Annotated in this window: 18 protein-coding genes; 14 read left to right on the forward strand and 4 right to left on the reverse strand. The window is 61.6% G+C overall.

Features of this window, described 5'->3' with window-relative positions:
• Positions 1-49 precede the first annotated feature (49 nt).
• The gene (locus ACM6IO_RS06540) at positions 50-973 is read right to left on the reverse strand and encodes a TIGR03571 family LLM class oxidoreductase (protein WP_192228848.1); all 924 of its coding nucleotides are present in this window, start codon (positions 971-973) and stop codon (positions 50-52) included.
• Positions 974-1,238: 265 nt separating this feature from the next.
• Here ACM6IO_RS06540 and mrdA point away from each other — a divergent pair, with 265 nt between their 5' ends.
• Complete coding sequence (mrdA, locus tag ACM6IO_RS06545; protein WP_414911183.1) at positions 1,239-3,131, forward strand: penicillin-binding protein 2; 1,893 nt, start codon at positions 1,239-1,241, stop codon at positions 3,129-3,131.
• A 12-nt stretch (positions 3,132-3,143) separates the two neighbouring features.
• Here mrdA and ACM6IO_RS06550 read toward each other — a convergent pair whose 3' ends face one another.
• Positions 3,144-4,100 carry a LysR family transcriptional regulator gene (locus ACM6IO_RS06550; RefSeq protein WP_008028009.1) on the reverse strand — a complete coding sequence of 319 codons (957 nt, stop codon included), beginning with the start codon at positions 4,098-4,100 and terminating at the stop codon, positions 3,144-3,146.
• 156 nt (positions 4,101-4,256) lie between these two features.
• Here ACM6IO_RS06550 and ACM6IO_RS06555 point away from each other — a divergent pair, with 156 nt between their 5' ends.
• The 6 genes from ACM6IO_RS06555 to ACM6IO_RS06580 all read left to right on the forward strand — a co-directional run bounded on the left by ACM6IO_RS06555 (position 4,257) and on the right by ACM6IO_RS06580 (position 9,750).
• Positions 4,257-5,558: an MFS transporter gene (locus ACM6IO_RS06555; protein ID WP_008028008.1), complete on the forward strand. Its 1,302-nt coding sequence runs from the start codon at positions 4,257-4,259 to the stop codon at positions 5,556-5,558.
• The gene (locus ACM6IO_RS06560) at positions 5,555-6,310 is read left to right on the forward strand and encodes a class II aldolase/adducin family protein (RefSeq protein ID WP_008045063.1); all 756 of its coding nucleotides are present in this window, start codon (positions 5,555-5,557) and stop codon (positions 6,308-6,310) included. Before ACM6IO_RS06555 ends, ACM6IO_RS06560 begins: the two co-directional genes overlap by 4 nt.
• Positions 6,307-7,236 (forward strand): 2-hydroxyacid dehydrogenase, encoded by a 930-nt coding sequence (locus ACM6IO_RS06565; RefSeq protein WP_414911184.1) that lies wholly within the window; start codon positions 6,307-6,309, stop codon positions 7,234-7,236. The genes ACM6IO_RS06560 and ACM6IO_RS06565 overlap by 4 nt, the downstream gene beginning before the upstream one ends.
• A gap of 119 nt (positions 7,237-7,355) precedes the next feature.
• Positions 7,356-8,735 (forward strand): MFS transporter, encoded by a 1,380-nt coding sequence (locus ACM6IO_RS06570; RefSeq protein ID WP_008028000.1) that lies wholly within the window; start codon positions 7,356-7,358, stop codon positions 8,733-8,735.
• Positions 8,736-8,753: 18 nt separating this feature from the next.
• Positions 8,754-9,146 (forward strand): RidA family protein, encoded by a 393-nt coding sequence (locus ACM6IO_RS06575; RefSeq protein ID WP_223437932.1) that lies wholly within the window; start codon positions 8,754-8,756, stop codon positions 9,144-9,146.
• The gene (locus ACM6IO_RS06580) at positions 9,139-9,750 is read left to right on the forward strand and encodes an RraA family protein (protein WP_414911185.1); all 612 of its coding nucleotides are present in this window, start codon (positions 9,139-9,141) and stop codon (positions 9,748-9,750) included. Before ACM6IO_RS06575 ends, ACM6IO_RS06580 begins: the two co-directional genes overlap by 8 nt.
• Here ACM6IO_RS06580 and ACM6IO_RS06585 read toward each other — a convergent pair.
• Positions 9,747-10,679: a LysR family transcriptional regulator gene (locus ACM6IO_RS06585; protein WP_414911186.1), complete on the reverse strand. Its 933-nt coding sequence runs from the start codon at positions 10,677-10,679 to the stop codon at positions 9,747-9,749. The two genes, ACM6IO_RS06580 and ACM6IO_RS06585, sit on opposite strands and share 4 nt — an antisense overlap.
• Positions 10,680-10,840: 161 nt before the next feature.
• Here ACM6IO_RS06585 and ACM6IO_RS06590 point away from each other — a divergent pair, with 161 nt between their 5' ends.
• The 7 genes from ACM6IO_RS06590 to ACM6IO_RS06620 all read left to right on the forward strand — a co-directional run bounded on the left by ACM6IO_RS06590 (position 10,841) and on the right by ACM6IO_RS06620 (position 20,487).
• Positions 10,841-12,151, forward strand: coding sequence for an MFS transporter (locus ACM6IO_RS06590; protein ID WP_192228853.1), 1,311 nt, complete (start codon positions 10,841-10,843; stop codon positions 12,149-12,151).
• A 120-nt stretch (positions 12,152-12,271) separates the two neighbouring features.
• A complete protein-coding gene (locus ACM6IO_RS06595; RefSeq protein WP_223449870.1) occupies positions 12,272-13,501 on the forward strand; it encodes a Zn-dependent hydrolase in 1,230 nt (409 codons plus the stop codon).
• Positions 13,502-13,651: 150 nt separating this feature from the next.
• Positions 13,652-14,677 (forward strand): histone deacetylase family protein, encoded by a 1,026-nt coding sequence (locus tag ACM6IO_RS06600; protein ID WP_414911187.1) that lies wholly within the window; start codon positions 13,652-13,654, stop codon positions 14,675-14,677.
• A gap of 234 nt (positions 14,678-14,911) precedes the next feature.
• Complete coding sequence (locus tag ACM6IO_RS06605; RefSeq protein ID WP_226300032.1) at positions 14,912-16,816, forward strand: sigma-54-dependent Fis family transcriptional regulator; 1,905 nt, start codon at positions 14,912-14,914, stop codon at positions 16,814-16,816.
• Positions 16,816-18,534 (forward strand): ABC transporter ATP-binding protein, encoded by a 1,719-nt coding sequence (locus ACM6IO_RS06610; protein ID WP_207286006.1) that lies wholly within the window; start codon positions 16,816-16,818, stop codon positions 18,532-18,534. Before ACM6IO_RS06605 ends, ACM6IO_RS06610 begins: the two co-directional genes overlap by 1 nt.
• Positions 18,524-19,201, forward strand: a complete 678-nt coding sequence (locus ACM6IO_RS06615) for a S8 family serine peptidase (protein ID WP_008027979.1) — start codon at positions 18,524-18,526, stop codon at positions 19,199-19,201. Before ACM6IO_RS06610 ends, ACM6IO_RS06615 begins: the two co-directional genes overlap by 11 nt.
• Positions 19,198-20,487, forward strand: coding sequence for a tryptophan 7-halogenase (locus ACM6IO_RS06620; RefSeq protein ID WP_192228858.1), 1,290 nt, complete (start codon positions 19,198-19,200; stop codon positions 20,485-20,487). Before ACM6IO_RS06615 ends, ACM6IO_RS06620 begins: the two co-directional genes overlap by 4 nt.
• Positions 20,488-20,599: 112 nt before the next feature.
• Here the strand turns inward: ACM6IO_RS06620 and ACM6IO_RS06625 are convergent, their stop codons facing one another.
• Positions 20,600-22,090: an aldehyde dehydrogenase family protein gene (locus ACM6IO_RS06625; protein WP_226300029.1), complete on the reverse strand. Its 1,491-nt coding sequence runs from the start codon at positions 22,088-22,090 to the stop codon at positions 20,600-20,602.
• Positions 22,091-22,119: the final 29 nt, after the last annotated feature.

The following is a 22,119-nucleotide window of genomic DNA, read 5'->3' on the forward strand; positions in this document are numbered from 1 at the left end:
GGCGAAAAAAAGGGCAGCCACATTGGCGGCCCTTGAAGGCACTGCATTGTCAGTGGAACTTTGGCAGAACGTATTCAGCAATCTCTTCAATAACCTCGGCAACCGGGCGTTCGCTACGACGCACATGCAGGCCAACATGTTGTACCCCGGCTTCACGTAATGCCTGAAGCTCATCAATCAGCGCCAACCGCCCGCAAATGCCGCCGAAACGCACACGTCGCATCGGAGCGTGAGGATTGGCTGCCAGATCAAGGTGGACGAAGCTGATGTAAGGCTTATCCCCACCCACCTCGCGCCACAACCCGACCCGACGCCGATGCTCATCTGGCGTACCCGGGTAGGCGAGCCAGCCATCCATGTGCTCACCAATCCATGCGGGTGATTGCTGGCCAAGACCTGCCACCAACAATGGAGCCGCTTCATCTCGCTGCGGAAGCAAGTGCGCACCTTCAGGCAGACGGCCTTCACCCTGGTCGCGCAACAACTCCACCGTGTTGCGAAAAATCTCTCCCCTCTGATCGTAGTCGACCCCAAACAGCGGATATTCCATAGGCCGGTCACCACTGGCCACGCCAAGCAGTAAACGCCCATCGCTCAACTCATCAACACTGTTTGCTGACTTCAAGGTGAGCCAAGGCTGACGCAATGGAAGTACAACCGCCGCCGTACCCAACATGATGTTGTCGGTGATTCCGGCCAGGTATCCAAGGTAGGAAAAGGTTTCGAAAACCTGTGCGGCATCGCCGAAATTCGGGTCGTAAACCGGTACATCGCGGACCCACAGAGCACGGAACCCAGCCTTGTCCGCCAGCCTCGCCATCGCTGCATGTTGCTTCAGATCCGGAACACCGAAAGGGCGATCCTCGGCAATCCTTCGTCGCTGGCCGTCGCTGGACCAATCGTTATCCAGTGGCAGCTCCAGCCCAATGGAAAAACCGTTCGAACCGAGCAATCGTGTAAATCGTGGGTGCATGAAAAGACTCCAAAAAGGGAATGACATGCACCCAGTATCCACAGGCCTATCTGCAAGAAAAATGCATGAATCGGAATATCAATTTTGAACAAATCGCACGAGTCAGAAAAAACCAACCGTCGTTTTGGCCCTCAAGGACAACCGTTAGAGGAAATCGCACTAAAGTGACCGCACGGTTTTTGGTATGGTGCAGCTCGTTTTTTTAACGGACTGATTTCAAGCCTACGGATCGGCGCCCCTTTTTAGTTAAAGAGCAGCTGCAGAAATGCCCCAACCGATACCGATCAAGGACCACGAAAAAGAGACGCGCCTGGTCAACAAAAGACTGATGGCTTGCGCCTTGTTCGTGGTCGCTATCACCTGCGCACTGGTGGTGCGCCTGTACGTGCTGCAAGTCGTCGAGTTTGACTATCACTCGACCATCTCCGAAAACAATCGCGTCCACGTATTGCCGATCACTCCCACGCGCGGATTGATCTATGACCGCAACGGAGTGGTCCTCGCCGACAACCGCCCCAGTTTCAACCTGACCATCACCCGCGAACGCGCCGCTGACGTCAAAGAAGAGCTGGACGAGGTGGTCAATCTCCTGCACCTGCCCGCTGAAGACCGGACGTTGTTCGACAAGGCGATGAAGCAGGCGCGCCACCCCTTTGTGCCCGTCACGCTGTTTTACGAACTCAGTGAAGAGCAAATCGCCGTACTCGCCGTCAACGAATTCCGCCTGCCTGGAATCGACGTTGAGCCGCAGTTCGTTCGCCATTACCCGATGGGCGCGCACTTCGCCCATTCCATCGGCTACGTCGGTCGAATCAACGAGAAAGAATCCAAGGCCCTGGACACTGTCGAGTACCGAGGCACCCAATCCGTTGGCAAGACCGGGATTGAAAAGTTTTATGAATCAGAATTGCACGGCCACGTCGGTTACGAAGAAGTCGAAACCAACGCCCAGGGTCGCGTGCTGCGAGTACTCAAACACACCGATCCGGTGCCTGGTAAAAACATCGTCCTGAGCCTCGACGTCAAACTTCAGGAAGCCGCCGAAGAAGCCTTGGGGGATCGTCGCGGTTCAGTGGTCGCGCTCGATCCATCGACCGGTGAAGTGCTGGCCATGGTCAGCAAGCCAAGCTTTGACCCGAACCTGTTCGTGACCGGGATCAGCTTCAAGGAGTACGCGGCACTGCATGACTCCATCGACCGGCCGCTGTTTAACCGCGTGCTGCGCGGTCTTTATGCGCCCGGTTCGACCATCAAGCCTGAAGTGGCGATTGCCGGCCTGGATGCGGGTGTCGTGACCCCACAGACCCGCGTCTTCGACCCGGGTTATTACCAGCTCCCGGACTTCGATCACAAGTACCGTAACTGGAACCACAGCGGCGACGGTTGGGTGGACATGGACGCGGCGATCATGCGCTCCAACGACACCTACTTCTACGACCTGGCGCACAAGCTGGGCATCGATCGCCTGCACGACTACATGGCGATGTTCGGGCTCGGCGAGAAGGTCTCGCTGGATATGTTCGAAGAGTCTGCCGGCTTGATGCCGTCTCAGGCCTGGAAGCGTGCCACGCGCCGTCAGGCGTGGTTCCCCGGCGAAACGGTGATCCTCGGCATCGGCCAGGGTTACATGCAGGTCACGCCGCTGCAGCTCGCTCAAGCCACCGCGCTGATCGCCAACAAAGGTGTCTGGAACCGCCCGCACCTGGCCAAGACCGTGGACGGTGTGACTCCAGTGGATGAGCATCCGATGCCAAACATCCTGTTGAAAGACCCGCGTGACTGGGAGCAGGTCAACCACGGCATGCAAATGGTCATGCACGACGCTCGCGGGATCGCCCGAGCGGCGGCCCAAGGTGCGCAATATCGCATCGCCGGGAAAAGTGGTACCGCGCAAGTGGTCGCGATCAAACAGGGTGAGCGCTACAACCGGGCGAAAACCCTGGAGCGGAACCGCGACAACGCCTTGTTTGTCGGCTTCGCACCAGCCGAGCACCCGAAGATTGTCATCTCGGTGATGATCGAAAACGGCGAGGCCGGCGGTCGCGTCGCCGGGCCTGTGGTGCGACAGATCATGGACGCCTGGTTACTCGATCAGGACGGCCACCTGAAACCGCAATACGCCACGCCGAGTAAAGCGCCTGGCGATCCTCACGTTTAACCGATCAAGGCTTCACAGCACAGGCTCACGAATGCTGAGCATGTGCTGGAAGCTTTCGAGGAACACGGTTTCCGCCTGACTCATCTTCTGCTCACGATTCCACAGCAGCTGAATATCAAAATCCACCACCCCATCCTCCGGCGGCAACCGCCACAGCAACCCTTGCTCGACATCCCTTTTCACCAAATGCGTCGGCAGGCAGCCAATCCCGTAACCTGCGCAAATCAATCGGTAAATCTCTTCGAAGCTCGTCGATGAAGCAACGATCTTGCCGGTAAAACCCTGCTGGTCGCGAAACAGCGTCAGCGGCGAAAGATTTCCGCCGAGCTGGTCGCTGGTGAAACTGACGAAGTTTTCTGCGGCGAGCTGTTCCAGCGTCAGATTCTCTTGTCCGAACAGCCGATGACGCTGCCCGCAAAAATACGCATAACGCTCTCGGAACAGCACCCGCTGTTCCAGCCGCGGCTGCGGTAAACGACACAGGCCGACGCCAATGGTCGCGGTCTTCTGCAGCAACGAACTGATGATGTTCGAGCTGCCCATCACCTCGACTTCCAGCTCGATTTTCGGGTGGGTTTCATGGAAATCGGCGAGGAACTCGTCGTAATGCCGCGCTTGTACGCCGCTGACGGTGAGGATGCGGATCTTGCCCACCACGTCATCGTGACGACTCTCCACCACAGTGCCCAATCGCGAAATATCGCCGTAGATATCCGTCGCAATGCGCAGGACTTCTTCCCCGGTTTCCGTCAGGTCAAACCGTCTCCCGCTACGGGCAATCAACACGCATTCCAGTTGTTCTTCCAGCCGTTTCAACGCCTGGCTGACGGCTGACTGCGTGATGTGCAACCGCGCTGCGGCACGGCTCATGCTGCCTTCCTGGCCGATCACAAGGTAGGTGCGCAGCAGGTTCCAGTCGAGACGATCATTCAGAAAACGTCGGCCCACCCAGGGGTTAGTGGAAGTCATGACAATCCCATGTAGTAGCAGCGCTAATAGTAAAGATAAGAATATGAAAATTGACTAATCCTGGCATGGAAGCGATAAAGCCCACAAGCGCCACAGAGCGCAACCGTAAACAGCCTTCAGTACCTGCCCAAAACTATAAATACACAGGGTCCTTGCATGCACACCACCGCACAGCCGCGTCGAGCGGCGGCCGCTGCCTTCATTGGCACGACCATCGAGTTCTACGACTTTTACATTTACGCCACCGCGGCGGCGTTGGTGCTCGGGCAAGTGTTCTTTCCCAGCAGCGACCCGGTGATGAGTACCCTGGCAGCTTTTGGCAGTTTCGCCGTCGGCTTCATCGCCCGTCCCATGGCCGGCATGGTTTTCGGACATCTGGGCGACCGTCTGGGCCGCAAGAAAATGTTGCTGGTGACGATGGCGCTGATGGGCGTGGCAACTGCCGGCATCGGCCTGTTACCGAGCTACGCCAGCGCCGGCATCTGGGCACCGATCGGCCTGATCGTGCTGCGTTTGATCCAGGGCATTTCCGTCGGAGGCGAGTGGGGCGGGGCTGTCTTGATGGCCAGCGAACACGCGCCGGCCAAGCGCAAAACCTTCTACGCATCATTCGCCCAACTCGGCAGCCCGGCCGGTTTGTTGTTGGCGTTGATTGCTTTTCGCCTGGTGACATCACTCGAACCCGAAGACTTCCTCGCTTGGGGCTGGCGTCTGCCGTTCCTCGCCAGTGGTGTGCTGATGATGGTCGGCCTGATGATCCGCTCCGGCGTTCATGAGTCGCCGGAATTCGCCAAGGCGCGGGACAACAACGAGACCGCCAAATACCCGGTGAAAGACGTGATTCGCACGTGCTGGCGGCAGATCCTGTTCGCTGCCGCCGCAGTGACCATCGGCTCGGCCGGATTCTTCTTCACCAACACTTTCATGATCACCTACGTCACCCAGTATCAGGGCATCGCACGCTCGACGATTCTCGATTGCCTGTTCCTGGTGACCGTCATTCAGTTGCTCTCGCAACCGCTCAGCGCACTGCTCGCCGAGCGCATCGGCGAAGGTCGTTTTCTCAAGCTCGTTGCGCTGCTGTGCATGGTCACGCCGTACCCGATGTTCTTGCTGGTGGGCACGCAAAACATTCTGTTGATGACCCTCGGCATCGCCCTCGCGGTGGTGATCCTTTCGGCGCTGTACGCGGTGATCGCCGGTTACATGACCCAGGCGTTCCCGGTGCACCTGCGCTACTCGGGCATTTCCATCGCTTACCAATTGAGTTGTGCACTGGCCGGCGGCACCACGCCGCTGATCGGCACGCTGCTGGCGAGCAAGTTTTCCGGACAATGGCTGCCGTTGGCGGTGTTCTTCACCTTGCTCTCGGCCCTGTCCCTGATCGGTGTTTGCGGGCTGGCCCGCCTGCGCGCCAACCCGGTCGTCACCCACGCTGCTAAAGAGGTGTATTCGTGAGTAAACCTGAACACATCGGCCCGGTTGAATGGAAGGCCCGTTGCGAACTGGCTGCGCTGTATCGGCTGGTCGCGCACTTTCGCATGACCGATTTGATCGACACCCACATCACCCTGCGGATTCCAGGGCCTGAGCATCACTTTCTGATCAACCGCTACGGGGTGATTTTCGACCGCATGCGCGCCTCGGATCTGGTGCGCATCGATCAGGAAGGGCGAGTCGTCGACCCGCATTACGAAGGGCATCGGGTCAACGCCGCAGGGTTCGTCATTCATTCGGCGATCCACATGGCTCGTCCGGACCTGAATTGCGTGATCCATACCCACACCGCCGCCGGCATGGCCGTTGCGGCGCAGAAACAGGGCTTGCTGCCGATCAGTCAGCACGCGCTGAAGTTCTACGGCAAATTGGCGTATCACACCTATGAAGGCATCGCGTTGTCGCTGGATGAGCGCGAGCGGTTGATTGCTGATCTGGGGCCGCACCGGGCAATGATCCTGCGCAATCACGGTTTGCTGGTCGGCGGCTCCGGCGTGGCTCAGGCGTTCCAGGAGATCCACTTTCTGGAGCGGGCCTGTCAGGCGCAGGTGGCGGCGCTGGCCGGCGGTTCAGCGTTGCATTACCCGTCGCCGGAAGTGTGTGCACACACCGCCGAGCAGTTTGACCGCGATGAGCAGGACAACATCATCGACCTGGCCTGGGAGGCCGCACTGACCCTGATCGAATCCCAGCGTGAGTCCTATCTGTCATGAGCACCGTGGTTTTACTTTCCCGCGACACCTTGCTGCTCAAGCAACTGCAAGCCGCGTTCGCCCGCAGCGCGCCGCAGCTCACCACCGTGCTGGCGGATGATCCGCTGGCCAAAAATGCGCAGATCGCCGCGTGCTGGTTCCCTTTGCCGGGCAGCCTCGCCGCGTTACCGAACCTTCAGGTGATTCACTCGGTGGCGGCCGGTATCGATCACCTCGATCATGACCCGTCGTGCCCGGATCTGCCGGTGTGCCGGGTGGTCGATCCTGGCCACCGTCAGGGCATGACCGAATACGTACGCTGGGCGGTGATCCACTATCACCGTGGTTTCGATCAAGTGCTGTTGCAGCAACAGGAGCAGCGCTGGGAGCGGCCGCTGCAACGGGCGGCGGGGCAATTCAAGGTGGGTGTGATGGGGCTGGGATCGCTGGGCAGCGCCATCGCTCAGGATCTGGCCGCTTCCGGTTATGACGTTCGTGGTTGGGCGCGCAGTGACAAGACGATAAACGGCGTGCAGACCTTCGCCGGTGCGGCAAGCCTGAAACCGTTTCTTGAGGGTGTGGAGTTGCTGATCAACTTGTTGCCGCTGACCAGCGAAACTCGCGGCATTCTTGGTCATTCAACTTTCGAACAATTGGCCAATGGCGCTGCGCTGGTGAATTGCGGCCGGGGCGGTCATCTCAATATCGACGACCTCGAACACGCCCTGAAACGAGGAAAACTGCGCGGCGCGCTGCTGGATGTTTTCGAACAGGAACCACTGCCGGTTGATCACCGTCTCTGGACTATGCCCGGTGTGACGATCACACCGCACATGGCATCGGCGGCATCCCACGACTGCATTGCCGAACAAGTTGCGGAGAATTTCCGCCGTTTAAATGCCGGCGAACCTTTATTGAATAACGCGGACCGATTACTGGGTTACTGAATATAAAAACTCGCCCACTCAGTTGGGCGATACATAACAACAATCCCTCACTCTCAAACGATTTACTGCCAGTCAAAACAATTAAATAAACGAGTTCTGAAGAATTCCTGGAGTCAGTGATGAGCGATCTATCGTCCGCAGAAAAGTCCGGTGCCCCGCCGGAAGTTGCAATCAGCATGAAAAAAGTTGCCGTGGCCAGTGTCATCGGCACCACGGTGGAATGGTACGACCTGTTTGTGTTTGCCACCGCGTCGGCGCTGGTATTCAACAAGGTGTTCTTCCCGGACTTCGTGCCGCTGATCGGCACATTGCTGGCATTCGGCACCTTCGCTTCGGCGTATCTGGCGCGGATTGTCGGTGCGGCGTTGTTCGGGCACTTCGGTGATCGCTTGGGTCGCAAGTCAATGTTGTTGATTTCGCTGTTGACCATGGGCGCCGCCACGTTCGCGATCGGCTTGTTACCCAATTACGCGGCCATCGGGATATGGGCGCCGATCCTGTTGTTATTGCTGAGGGTGATTCAAGGCCTGGCGCTGGGCGGTGAGTGGGGCGGGGCGGTGTTGATGGCGGTGGAACATGCACCGGCCAACAAGCGCGGCCTGTACGGTTCCTGGGTGCAGATCGGCGTCCCGGCCGGGACCATGATTGCCAACCTGGCGTTCCTGGTGATCGCCGCGTGGCTGTCGCCTGAAGACCTGTTGGCCTGGGGCTGGCGTATTCCGTTTCTGGCCAGCGTGCTGCTGATCGCCGTGGGTTTGTACATCCGCCTGAACATCGCCGAAACGCCGGCCTTCAACAAGGTCAAGGAAGCGGAAGTGCAGGTGAAAATGCCGCTGGCCGAAGTCTTCCGCAAGTATTGGAAGCAAGTGGTGCTCGGCGGTATTGCGACGATGTCGACCGGCGCGTCGTTCAACATCATCGTCGCGTTCGGCCTGACGTACGGCACGCAGAATCTCGGTTTCAGTCGCAGCGTGATGCTGGGCGTGGTGCTGCTGTCCTGTGCCTGGTGCATCGTCATGCTGCCGGTGTTCGGCGCGTTGTCGGACCGATTCGGCCGCAAGCCGATCATTGTTGCCGGCATCGTTGCCGAGGCGTTGGTCGCGTTCCCGATGTTCTGGCTGATGGACACCAAGGAGCTGTCGCTGGTGATCTTCGGCTACTTGCTGTTGATGACCGCATTCGCCGCCAACTACGGGCCTATCGCGACCTTCCTGGCGGAGTTGTTCGGCACCCGCGTGCGTTATTCGGGACTGTCGATCAGCTACATGCTGTCCGGCCTGCTCGGCAGCGCCGCAACGCCCATCGTCACCACTGCGTTGCTCGCAGCGACCGGCAAAGGCTCGTCGGTGGCCTGGTACATGATCGGCGCGGCGCTGATTTCCTTGCTGGCGCTGTTGCTGCTGACCGAGACGTTCAAGCGCGACATCAGCGAAATCCCGGCGGCGGGGCCGGCCGCCGATCAACCCGTTCGCAAACCTTTCAAATCGGCTGCGGCCTGATTCATGGAGCTCAACAGCATGCGCAGAATTCAATCCGCTCCGGGCTTCATCGGCCCGGTCGGGCCTTACTCTCAAGCGGTGGTCAGCGGCCATCTGGTGTTCACCGCCGGGCAGATTCCGGCCCAAAGCACACTCGATGAGCAGCCCGCCGATTTCACCGAGCAAGTGCGGCAAACCTTGCGCAATCTCGAGGCGATCCTGATTGAAGCCGGCTCGGGTTTCAGCCACGTGATCAAGGTCAACGCGTACCTCACCGATCCCGCGCAACTGGAGCCGTTCAACGCGGTGTATCGCGAGTTTCTCGGCCATGCGCCGCCGGCGCGAACCACGGTGTGCGTGGCGCTGTGGGGCGTGTCGCTGGAAATCGACTGTGTGGCCGAGGTGATTGCCAGGGAGCCGCAGCATGGATGAATCACAGTTGATCGAGCAGTTCAACGCGGTGAGCTTTCCAACCCTCGGCCATTTTCTGGAGGCGGGTTTTGCCGACTCACAACTGCGGGCGATGGTGCCCAATGTGAAACTGGTGGGCCGTGCGCTAACCCTGAAATTGGTGGGCGCCGATGCCATTGCCGTCAACCGGGCGTTGGCGCTGATAAAGCCGGGCGACGTGTTGGTGATCGATACCGACGGCGATTGGCAACACGCACCGGTCGGCGCGGTGACCAGTTGTGCCGCGAGTTGCGCCGGGGCGGCGGGCATCGTGGTGGACGGCGCCGTGACTGATTTGCTGGAGTTGCGAGAGGGCGGATTGCCGGTCTTCGCTCGCGGCACCAGCCTGCTGACCACCAAGCTGCACGGTCGCGGCGACAGCCAGATCAACCAGCCGATTCACTGCGCAGGCGTCACCGTGCAGCCAGGTGATCTGGTGTTGGCGGACGACAACGGCGTGCTGTTTCTCGATTGGCACACCGCGGCCGGTGTCATCGAGCAGGCGCTGGCGTCCGATCATGCCGAACCGCGCTTGCTCGAACGTTTGCGCGCCGGTGAACCGGTCGCGCAGGTGTTGCGCGTCTAAGCTGTCAGGCAGCGTTGCAGGCTCTCGATGAATATCGTTTCGGCCCGGCTCATGCGCTGCTCGCGGTTCCACAGCAAATGAATGTCCACGTCGGCAATCCCTTCGTGGGGCGGCAGGCGCCAGAGCAATCCGGCGTCGACGTCCGCCGCCACCACGTGCTCGGGCAAACAGCCGATACCGAACCCGGCGATCACCAGTCGCCGGACTTCTTCCAGGCTCGGTGACGACGCCACGATGCGTCCGCTGAAGCCCTGCTGATCGCGAAAAATCGTCAGCGGCGAGAGCATGCCGCCGATCTGGTCGCTGGTAAAACTGACGAAATTCTCCCGCTGCAAATCCCCTTGGTCGACGTTCTGCTGGCCGAACATCGCATGATGCTTGCCGCAGAAAAACGCATAGCGCTGACGCAGGAACAAACGTTGTTCCAGACGTGGTTGCGGACGGCGATTGAGGCTCAGCCCCAGCGTCGCGGTTTTTTCCTGAAGGGCGCTGACGATGTCGGAACTGCGCATCACGTCCACCTCCAGATCGACCCGCGGGTGCTGCCGATGGAAGTCCGCGAGGAAGTCATCGAAACGTTCCGAGTAGATCCGGCTGATGATCAACAGGCGCACCTTGCCGATCACTTCGTCGGCCGGTTGCTCCAGCACGCTGCTGACCTGGGACATCTGCCCATAGATTTCCCCGGCCAGTGCGAAGATCTGCTCGCCGACTTCGGTCAGGGCAAAACGTGGCCCGCGACGGGCGATCAGTTGGCGACCGAGTTGTTCTTCCAGACGCTTCAATGCCTGGCTCACGGCAGGTTGCGTCAGGTGCAGGCGGGCGGCGGCGCGGCTGATGCTCAGCTCCTGGCCGATCACCCGAAAGGTGCGCAGCAGGTTCCAGTCCAGTCGGTCATTGAGCAGGCGTTGCACATCGCGTTCGGCCATGTGGCTCTCGATTATAAGTTGTCGTAATACTTCGCATAATAAATAGAAAATTGACTAATCATAGCCCCGGGACGATAAATCACTCCCAGACAGGCACCGTCAGAGTGCCTTGGATTTACTGCTTTTCTCCTGCCAAAAAAACAATCAATGGAGTCCGAACCATGAAGCCCCCAGCTTCTTCCCAGCCACGCCGTGCGGCAGCCGCAGCCTTCATCGGCACCATGATCGAGTGGTACGACTTTTACATTTACGCCACCGCCGCCGCGCTGGTGTTCGGTGCGCTGTTCTTCCCCTCCGACGACAAACTGTTCAGCACCATGGCCGCGTTCGGCACATTCGCCGTGGGCTTCTTCGCGCGGCCGTTGGGCGGGATCATCTTCGGCCACATCGGTGACCGCATCGGGCGCAAGAAATCGCTGATCATCACCTTGCTGATGATGGGCGTGGTCACGGTCTGCATCGGTTTGCTGCCGACTTATGCACAGATCGGCGCCGCAGCGCCGGTACTGCTGATTCTGCTGCGCATCGTCCAGGGCATTGCCGTGGGTGGCGAGTGGGGCGGGGCGGTCTTGATGGCCGGCGAGCATGCGCCGAAAGGTCGGCGCAATTTCTTCGCGTCCTTTGCGCAACTTGGCAGCCCGGCCGGTTTGATCCTGTCGCTGCTGGCATTCAGCGCAGTCACCCGTTTGCCGGAAGAAGACCTGATGAGCTGGGGCTGGCGCTTGCCGTTCCTCGCCAGTTCGTTGCTGCTGCTGGTGGGGCTGGCGATTCGACTGGGCGTGAACGAGTCACCGGAATTCCTCGCCAGTCGTGAACTCGCCGCCAAGAGCACGCGTAAAGAGCAGGCGCCGGTCATGGAGGTCCTGCGCACCGCGTGGCGTCCGCTGTTGCTGTGCATCGGCGCCAACACCCTGGGGATTGCCGGGGTGTATTTCACCAACACCTTCATGATCGCCTACACCACCCAGCAACTGCAGTTGCCGCGCTCGCTGATCCTCGAGTGCCTGTTTGTGGTGGCGATCATTCAGTTCTGCATCCAGCCGCTGGCGGCGTGGCTCGCGGAAAAAATCGGCGCCACGCGTTTCCTGTGCCTGGTGTCGTTGTTGGCAATGGCTTCGCCGTACCCGATGTTCGTGCTGGTCAGCTCGGGCCAGGCACCGCTGATCATCCTTGGCATCGCGCTGGCGGTGGTGTGCATGGCGTCGTTCTACGCGGTGATCGCCGGGTACGTCAGCGGCATGTTCGAGACCCGCGTGCGCTACACGGCGATTTCGCTGGCGTATCAGATCTGCGGCGCCGTGGCCGGTGGTTTGACGCCACTGATCGGCACGCTGCTGGCGCATAAATTCGCCGGTCAATGGTGGCCGATGGCGCTGTTCTACAGCCTGATTGCTGCGACTTCGCTGGTCTGCGTGCTTTCCCTCGCCCGTCGCCATGCCAGCGCTGAACGCGTTGAGTTAGCCACCATTTGAACTTGTAGGAGCCGGCTTGCTGGCGATTGCGGTGTGTCAGTCGACATGTTTATCGCCTGAACGCACGCCATCGCCAGCAAGCCGGCTCCTACAGGGATTTGAATTGTCTTGGAGAACCTCATGTTGAAGATTAATGGCGAACGCCTGTGGGCGAGTCTGATGGCGATGGCCGAAATCGGCGCCACCGCCCGTGGCGGCAGTTGCCGACTGGCCTTGAGCGATGAAGACAAGGCCGGTCGCGAACTGTTTGCCCACTGGTGCCGCGAAGCCGGCATGACCCTGAGCGTGGACGCCATCGGCAACCTGTTCGCCCGCCGCGCCGGCACTGACCCGGACGCTGCGCCGGTGATGATGGGCAGCCATCTCGACACTCAGCCTGAAGGCGGACGCTTCGACGGCGTGTACGGCGTGCTCGCCGGCCTCGAAGTGGTGCGCTGCCTCAACGACCTCGGTATCCAGACCCGCAAGCCGCTGGAAGTGGCGGTGTGGACCAACGAAGAAGGCGCGCGCTTCACGCCGGCGATGTTCGGCTCGGCGGTGTTCACCGGCATCATGCAATTGGACGCGGCGCTGGCGGTGCGGGATGCCGATGGCATCAGCGTCGGTGATGAGCTGAAGCGTACCGGTTATGCCGGCGAGCGTCCGTTGGGCGGCGCGGTGGATGCGTATTTTGAAGCCCACATCGAACAAGGCCCGATCCTTGAAGACAATGCCAAGAGCATCGGCGTGGTCAGCGGCGGCCAGGCGATTCGCTGGCTCGACGTGCGGGTCGAAGGCATGGCGGCTCACGCCGGCACCACACCGATGCCCCTGCGCAAGGATGCGCTGTACGGCGTGGCGCGGATGATTCAGGCGATTGAAAGTCTGGCCACCGATTTCGCCCCGGAGGGCCTGACCACCGTTGGTGAGTTGAGCATCAACAAGTCGTCGCGCAACACCATTCCGGGGTTGGTGAATTTTACCGTCGACCTGCGTCATCACCGCGACGACGCCATCGACGCGATGGAGCAGCAAGTGCGCGCGCGGCTGCAGGCGATTGCTGACGGTCGCGGCCTGAACCTGACGATCACCCCGCACTGGATCAGCCCGGCGACACCATTCGACGCGGACTGCGTGGCGGCGGTGCAACACGCTGTGGATGCCCTGGGCTACGCTCAGCAATCGATTGTCAGCGGTGCCGGGCATGACGCGATTCACCTGGCGCGGTTCTGCCCGACGGCGATGGTGTTCATCCCGTGTGTCGGCGGCTTGAGTCATAACGAAGCCGAAGACGTGCTGCCGGAAGACGTGCGGCAAGGCACCGACGTGCTGCTCAACGCCGTGCTGTCCCGCGCCGGCAGAACTGAATAAACCCGATCCCTGTAGGAGCGAGGCTTGCCCGCGAAGGCGTCAGCACAATATCGACGTTTGACTGACACACCGCCTTCGCGGGCAAGCCTCGCTCCTACAGGAAGGTGCACTCGGATTCGAGATTTACGTTATCTGACAGGTATCAATCCCATGCGCAGTTTTTTCCATCCCGAACAATTGCTTCACCATCCACGCAGCTATTACTCCCGCGGACAGATGCGCACACCGCAGGAAGTGCCGGAGCGTGCGCAGCGACTGGTGCAGGCGTCTCGCTCGCTGGGCTTCAAAGTCGAGCAGCCGGTGGATGCCGGACTTGATCCGCTGCTGGCGGTGCACGGTGCGCCGTACCTGGCGTTTCTCCAGGAAGCGCATCAGCGCTGGAAGGAAGTCCCGGAAGATTGGGGCGACGAAGTGATGTCGAACATCTTCGTCCGTGAGCCAAACGCTCTGCGCGGAATCCTGGCTCAGGCCGCACGTTATCTCGCGGATGGCAGTTGCCCGGTGGGCGAACAGACCTGGCGTTCGGCCTATTGGTCGGCGCAAAGCGCAGTGGCCGGCGCGCAGGCGTTGCTTGATGGCGAGCCGGCGGCTTACGCGTTGTGCCGTCCACCGGGGCATCACGCCCGGGCCGAAGCGGCCGGTGGTTTCTGCTATGTGAACAACGCGGCGGTGGCGGCGCAGGTGTTGCGTGGCGGGTTTGAACGCGTCGCAGTGCTCGACACCGACATGCACCACGGTCAGGGGATTCAGGAGATTTTCTACGACCGCGATGACGTGCTGTATGTCTCGGTGCATGGCGATCCGACCAACTTCTATCCGGGGGTTGCCGGGTTTGCGGATGAGCGCGGTGTTGGGGCGGGCGAGGGGTACAACCTGAATTTGCCGATGGCCCATGGTTCGAGTGAGGCGGACTTCCTTGGGCAACTGGAGGTGGCGCTGGCGGCGGTGAAGGATTTCGCTGCCGAGGTGTTGGTGCTGTCCCTGGGTTTCGACATTTTCGAGCTGGACCCGCAGAGCAAAGTGGCGGTGACGCGGGAAGGGTTTGCGCGGCTGGGTGAGCGGATTCGCAGCCTTGGGTTGCCGTGCCTGATTGTGCAGGAGGGTGGGTATCACCTGGAGAGTCTTGAGGACAATGCGCGGGCGTTTTTTGTCGGGCCGCAGGTGTGGCGGATCTGAGTTGTGGGGTGCCTGGATGATCGCCTTCGCGGGCAAGCCTCGCTCCTACAGTGCCTGAGTTGAATCGCAGATTTGTGGACGACCCTTAACCTGTAGGAGCGAGGCTTGCCCGCGAAGAACGATAACGCGGTGCAACGGATGAAACACACTTGCCATCGCCCTGACGTTAACGTAAAGATTGCGGCAGGGCGCTGAACTTAAAAGAGCGCAGGGCGGACCGATCCGGAGCGCTTGATGACGCTAATAAAAACAACTTCCCCCAAGCTGCACCGCGAAGCCCGGCTGGCCCGGGAAAAACTCCATCTTGAGGGTGAAGTTCCCGATGGCGTGTTGCGGGCGGAAATCGATGCATCGTGGCGACGCAGCCTCAGCCATGGTGTGCATTTCAACAGCAAGCATGAACTGGCGCTGGAATCGAGCGCGAGCCTCGACGTGCTGCTGGCGAACAATCGCCTGCTGATCGACGCGGCATTGCCGGCGATCGATTACCTGGCCGACCGCCAAGGCAAGGAAGGCCTGATCATCCTCGCCAACTCCGACGCCACCATCCTCGCGGTCGAAGGCCGTGCCGATCGCCTCAAGGGCAGCGGCCTGCAAGACATCACCCTCGGTGCCTGCTGGAGCGAAGCCGCTCGCGGCACCAACGCACTGGGCACCGCGCTGGTGGAAGCCCGGCCGACGATGATCGATTGCGGCGAGCATTACCTCGATCGCCTGACCGATTTCTCCTGCACCTCAGTGCCGATTTATTGCCCGCAAGGCGACATCCTCGGCGTCCTCGACCTGACCCGCGAAGGCCCGCTCGGCCGCGTTCACGACAGCACCGCGCTGTTGGCCATGGCGGTCAGCCAGATTGAAAGCCGGGTGTTCAACGCCAGTTTCCCCGACCAGATCGTGCTGGCGTTCCACAGCCGCCGGCAGTACCTCGAATCCCCTTGGCAGGGCTTGCTGGCGGTGAGCCTTGGTGGGCAGATTCTTGCGGTCAGTGCCCAGGCGTGTCAGTTGCTCCATGCCGAACGCTCGGCGCTGGTCGGTCGCCGTTGCGAAGAGTTTCTCGGCGTCGATGGCTTGCAACTGTTGTCGCGTTTGCATCAGGGCGGCGTCGGCAGTTTGCAGACCGCCAAAGGTGAGTTCTTCTACAAAACCCTGCGCGCACCGCAGCGCTCGATCAACGTCAGCACGCCGCCGCGCAGCCCGGCGAAAACCGCCAAACCTCAACCGGATCTCGACGCCCTGGCCGGCAGCAACGTCCGTTATGCCCGCGCCTTGCGCATGGCCCGTCAGGGGCTGGCCAACGAGTTGCCGGTGTTGCTGCTCGGCGAAACCGGCACCGGCAAGGAAATGATCGCGCGCGCCTTGCACATGGCTGGCAGCCGCTGCGACAAGCCCTTTGTCGCGGTGAACTGCGCGGCGATTCCCGAAGGCTTGATCGAGTCGGAACTGTTCGGTTACCGCGAAGGCGCGTTCACCGGCTCCCGTCGCGGCGGCATGGTCGGGCGTCTGCAACAGGCCCATGGCGGTACGTTGTTTCTCGACGAAATCGGCGACATGCCGCTGGCCTTGCAGGCGCGTCTGCTGCGCGTATTGCAGGACCGTAAAGTCGCGCCTTTGGGCGCCGGTGAAGAACAGGACATCGACGTCGCCCTGATCTGCGCGACCCACCGCGACCTCAAACGCCTGGTCGAAGAAAAACACTTCCGTGAAGACCTGTTCTATCGGGTCAACGGTATCAGCGTGATGTTGCCGGCCCTGCGCGAACGCGACGATTTCAACGCGCTGGTCGGTCGTCTGCTGGCCAGGCTAGATGCACCGGCCATGCTCCTGCATGACGACTTGAACCGCTTGCTCGCGGGTTACCACTGGCCGGGCAACATCCGCCAACTGGAAATGGTCTTGCGCACCGCGCTGGCCATGCGCGAACCGGGGGACACCGTCCTCACCCTCGATCATTTGCCCGACAGCATGCTCGACGAACTGAACGCCAGCGAGCGGCCTGCGTCCGGGAGCATTCGCGAAAACGAACTGGAGCTGATTCGCCAGTCCCTGGACAGCCATCAGGGCAACGTCTCGGCCGCCGCCGACGCCTTGGGCATCAGCCGCGCAACCTTGTACCGCAAGCTCAAACAGTTGCGTTCGTGATGCAGCGCCTGATCGTTCGGCTGATCGACAGCCAGAATCCCGAAGCCCTGCAAGCGGCGTTGCGCTGGCTCTACAGCTTTGTGCGCCCGCATCGTCTGGCGATTGCCGGACTGCTCGGTCTGTCGGTCTGCGCTTCGTCGCTGGTGCTGGTGCAACCCTGGCTGACCAAGCTGCTGATCGACGATGGCTTGCTGGCCCGCAACTTCCCCATGCTGGTGCTGATCGCCGGGTTGATGATTGTCGCCGGGCTGCTCGGCACGGCGCTCTCGGGGATCAATCGTTACCTGCACACGCGGCTGTCCGGGCGGATTCTGTTCTCGCTGCGCGACGACCTTTATCGGCATTTGCAAACCCTGTCGCCGAGCTTCTACGGGCAGCGGCGCATCGGCGACCTGATGTCGCGCCTCGATGGCGACGTCGCCGAGATCCAGCGCTTCGCCGTGGATTCGCTGTTCTCGGCAGTGTCGAGCGTGATCGGCCTGGTGGTCGCCGTGGCGATGTTGCTGACGTTGTCGTGGAAGTTGTCGCTGCTGGCGTTGGTGCTGATTCCCCTCGATGTGCTCTGGCTGCGCTGGATGCGGCGCAAGGTCGAGCGCGATGTGCGCCAGTTGCGCGAGCGTTCGGCGGACATGTCGTCGTTCATGGTCGAGACCCTGCCGGTGATGAAATTCATTCAGTCGGCCGGTCAGCAGCAGCGTGAGTCGCGGCGTCTGGAGGCGTTGGGGCAGGGCTACATGAGTCAATTGCTGCGCCTGCAAGTCACCGAGTTTTTCACCCAGGCGGTGCCGGGCACGCTGACCTCGCTGTCCCGTGCCTGTGCGTTTTTGATTGGCGGTTATTGGGTGGTGCAAGGGACGTGGCAACTGGGCGCGCTGATCGCGTTTTCCACGTACCTGGGGATGGCGGTCGGGCCGGTTCAAAGTCTGCTTGGGCTCTACGTGGCGATTCAGCGGATGACGGTCAGTCTGGGGCGCGTCATGGAGTTGCGCGGTGAAGAACCGACCGTGCTGAGCCCCGTTGAACCTCGGCCAATGCCAACTTCCGGCGAATTGCGTTTCGACGATGTGCACTTCAGCCATCCCGGTCGGCCGAGCACCTTGCGCGGCATCGAAGCGCGGATTCCCTACGGTTTGAAAGTCGCCCTGAGCGGCGGGTCCGGCGTCGGTAAATCGACGCTGATCGATTTGCTGCAACGGCATCACGATCCACAGTCCGGGCGGGTGCTGCTCGGCGAGGTCGACCTGCGGGAACTGGACCTGTTCCAGTTGCGCCGACGGATTGCCGTGGTCAGTCAGGACATCGTGCTGTTTCGTGGCAGCCTTGCCGATAACCTGGCCTACGCGGTGCCCGACGCCAGCCGTGAAGCAATCGCCGACGTGGCGCGGCTGGCGCAACTCGACAGCCTGATCGCCTCATTGCCCGAAGGTCTCGACAGTCCGCTGGGCGAACGCGGTCAGCAGTTGTCCGGCGGGCAGAAACAGCGCATCGCCATCGCCCGGGCACTGTTGCAGGATCCGCTGATTCTGGTGCTCGACGAAGCCACTTCGGCGGTGGATGAAGCCACCGAGCGCGAAGTGATCGAGGCCATCGACCGACTGTTTGCCGGACGCACGCGCATCCTCATCAGTCATCGCCCCTCAACGTTGGCCGATGCCGACCTGCGCTTCGAATTGCTCGACGGCGTGCTCACGTCGAAAACGGTGCAGCATGAAGTCTGAACTGCGAATCGGTGTAGTGGACAGCGGCCATTCGGCGGCGCAGCGGGTGCAGGTGATCGCCGGACGACGGTTCTCGTTGCTGGCGGACGGCCTGGCCGAAAGTGACTTGCGCGACGACCCGCTCGGCCACGGCAGCGCGGTGATCGAAGCCATCAGTCATCGGGCTCCTTCCGCGGTGTTCTGCGTGGCTCAGGTGTTCGACCAGCGCGGCGTCACCAGCGCCCTGCAGATCGCCACGGCAATTGACTGGCTGGTGGCGCAGGACGTACGGCTGATCAATCTGAGCCTCGGTTTGCGCCAGGACCGCAGCCTATTGCGCGAAGCCTGCGCGGCAGCAGTAGCGCAAGGCATTCTGCTGTGTGCGTCGAGCCCGGCGCAGGGCGAGGGCGTGTTCCCGGCGAATTATCCACAGGTGCTGCGGGTGACCGGCGATGCACGTTGCGCCGAACAGGAATGGTCTTGGCTCAACAGCGCTCAGGCGGATTTCGCGGCGTGCGTGCACGGGACGTATCCGGGGCAGTCCGGCGCCAGTCTGGGCTGTGCGGCGTTGAGCGGGCACATTGCCGGTTTCCTGGTTTCACAGCCCGAGGCGAGCAACGAACAGATCATCGACTGGCTGCGCAAGAATGCCCGTTATCGCGGTCCTGAACGGCGCTTCGGAGCATGATCCTGATTCTGGGCGCGGGGCCGGCGGGGGCGGCGGTTGCCTTGGGCTTGCGGCGGCTCGGTTACCCGGTGACGCTGGTCAGCGAGTGGCGCCGGTTCGCTGCGCTGGAAGGCGTTTCGCTGCGGGTGCTGGAGGCCTTGCGCGGTGCCGGTCTGCATCAGGCGCTGGCGGATGCGGCCTTGCCGTCGCAGCGGCAGGTGTCGTGGAACGGTCAGCAGCATGCGCAAAACATCGAATTCCTGCTGGACCGTCCGAGCTTTGATCGAGGACTGCGCGAGGACCTGCGCCTGGCGGGCGTTGAGCTCATTGAAGGTCGGGTGCTGAGCGTTCAGACCTCGGCGGAGGGACATCGGGTCGAGATCGAAGGGCGCGAAGCGCGGGTTGCCGATTTTCTGGTGGAGGCGCGCGGACGCCAGGCCCCGGCACTCGGCAAGGGACTGCGCGGGCCGGAGACGGTCAGCCTGCTCAATCGCTGGCAAGGCGCGCCGGGCAACACCGCCAGTGCCGTGGAAAGCCTTGCGGACGGCTGGGCGTGGATGGCGCGGCGGGCGGACGGTCAGTGTTATTGGCAATGGACGGTGGACGTCGCCAGCGCCGAGCTACCGGGCAAGGCGCAGTTGCTCGATTACTGTCGCCAGCAGCGCCAGGGTTCCTCGTTGGCGCGTGAGTTTTTTGGTGCCGAACATGAGGTCGATCTACAGCTGCACGCCCGCAGCAGCACCGCGATTCTGAGCCCGCAGGTGTGCGGCGAAAACTGGATTCGGGTCGGCGATGCGGCGATGGCGGTGGACCCGCTGTCGGGCAATGGCATCTTTCAGTCCTTGTCCTCGGCGTTGCAGGCGCCGACGGTGATCAACACGTTGTTGCGAAAACCTGAGCGGGCGGCGTTGGCCCAGCGCTTTCATCAGCAGCGGGTAGAGCAGTTGTTTTTGCGTTTTGCGCGGATCGGGCGGGATTTTTATGCCGATGAGCAGCGTTGGCTGGATCAACCATTCTGGCAGGCGCGGCGGCAGTGGCCGGATGCCGAGGTGGCGCATGCCGAGGCGGATTTCGCCGCGCTGCGGATCGAGCGGGCGCCGGTGTTGAAGGATGGGTTTGTGGATGAGGCCGAGGTGGTGATTACAGCGGATCAGCCGTTGGGGATCTGGCATGTGCAGGGGGTTGAGTTGGCGCCGTTGGTGCGGCGGTTGCGCACTGAGCCGGCGGAACAAGCTTTAGCCGGGTTGACGATGGAGCAAGGCAGGATGGTTCGCAGTTGGTTGTTGGGGCAGGGGTTCAAGCCCTGATATTTGTAGCGATTGGTCTGGCCTCTTCGCGGGCAAGCCTCGCTCCTACAGGTTTTCGCGCCCTTGTAGGAGCGAGGCTTGCCCGCGAAGGCGGCCTAAAGAACGATAAAGATCAAAGCTTGATCAACACCGACTTCAACTCGGTGTAATGCTCGATCGCCGCATACCCCATCTCCCGCCCGACCCCCGACATCTTGTACCCGCCAAACGGCAGCGCCGGGTCCAGGGCGCTGTGGCAATTGACCCACACCGAGCCCGACTTGATCCGCGGGATCATCCGGTGCACCGCCGCCAGATCATTCGACCAGATGCTCGCGCCAAGCCCGTAGGGACTGTCGTTGGCCATGCGCAACGCGTCGGCTTCATCATCAAATGGAATGGCCACCAGCACCGGCCCGAAGATCTCTTCCTGCACCAGCGAGTGCTTCTGGTCGACATCAACGATCACTGTCGGTTTGACGAAGAATCCCGGCCCGAATTGCTCACCGCCGCAGGCAATCGTCGCACCGCTTTCCCGACCTTTTTCGATGTACCCGTAAACCCGTTCCTGCTGGCGCGCCGAGATCAGCGGCCCCATCTCGACACTCGGGTCCAGCCCGTTGCCGAGCTTCATGGCGTTGGCAATGTCGGCGATGTCCGCCACCACATTGTCGAAATGCTTGCGCTGCACATACAGCCTCGAACCGGCACAGCAGACCTGACCCTGGTTGAAGAAAATCGCACTGGCAGCGCCTGCGGCAGCGGACTTCAGGTCGGCGTCGGCCATGACGATGGTCGGCGATTTGCCACCCAGTTCCAGGGTGACGCGGGTCATGGAATCCATGGCGATCTTGCCGATCTGCTTGCCGACGGCGGTGGAGCCGGTGAAGGTCAGCTTGTCCACCAGCGGGTTGTGGGTCAGCGCCGAACCGGCGGTGATGCCGGTGCCGGTGACCACGTTGAACACGCCTTCGGGGTAACCGGCTTCCAGCACCAGCTCAGCGAGTTTCAAGGCAGTCAGCGGGGTTTCGTCGGCGGGTTTGAGCACCACGGTGCAACCGGTGGCCAGGGCCGGGCCGAGTTTCCAGCAGGCCAGCAGCAGCGGGAAGTTCCAGGCGACGATGGCGCCGACCACGCCCACCGCTTCGCGACGAATGAAACTGTGGAACTGATCGTTTGGCATCAGCGGCAACGACACTTCCACGCTGGAGCCTTCGATCTTGGTCGCCCAACCGGCCATGTAGCGCAGGAAATCGATGGACAGTTGCACGTCCATCACCTGAGCCACCGCCGCGCTCTTGCCGTTGTTCAGGCATTCCAGCTGCGCCAGCAGTTCGGCGTCGCGTTCCATCAGGTCGGCGAGTTTCCACAGCAAATTCTGCCGCTCGCGGGGGCGGGTGCGGGTCCAGGCGGAATCATCGAACGCCTGACGCGCCGCGAGCACCGCACGGTCAACGTCTTCGGGCGTGGCCCGCGGCACCACGCACAGCACTTCGCCGGTGGCCGGGTTGTGCAGTGGCATGGTCTGGCCGTCGGCAGCCTCGACCCAGTCGCCGCCGATAAGCATGCGCGGGGCGCGCTGGATGAACGCCGAGGTGGCGGGAAGCAGGTAGGGGAGCGTCATGGCGAGGCCTCTTGTTGTTCGTGAGAACG

The organism is Pseudomonas sp. IT-P44, assembly GCF_949768225.1.
Taxonomy (GTDB): Bacteria; Pseudomonadota; Gammaproteobacteria; order Pseudomonadales; family Pseudomonadaceae; genus Aquipseudomonas; species Aquipseudomonas migulae.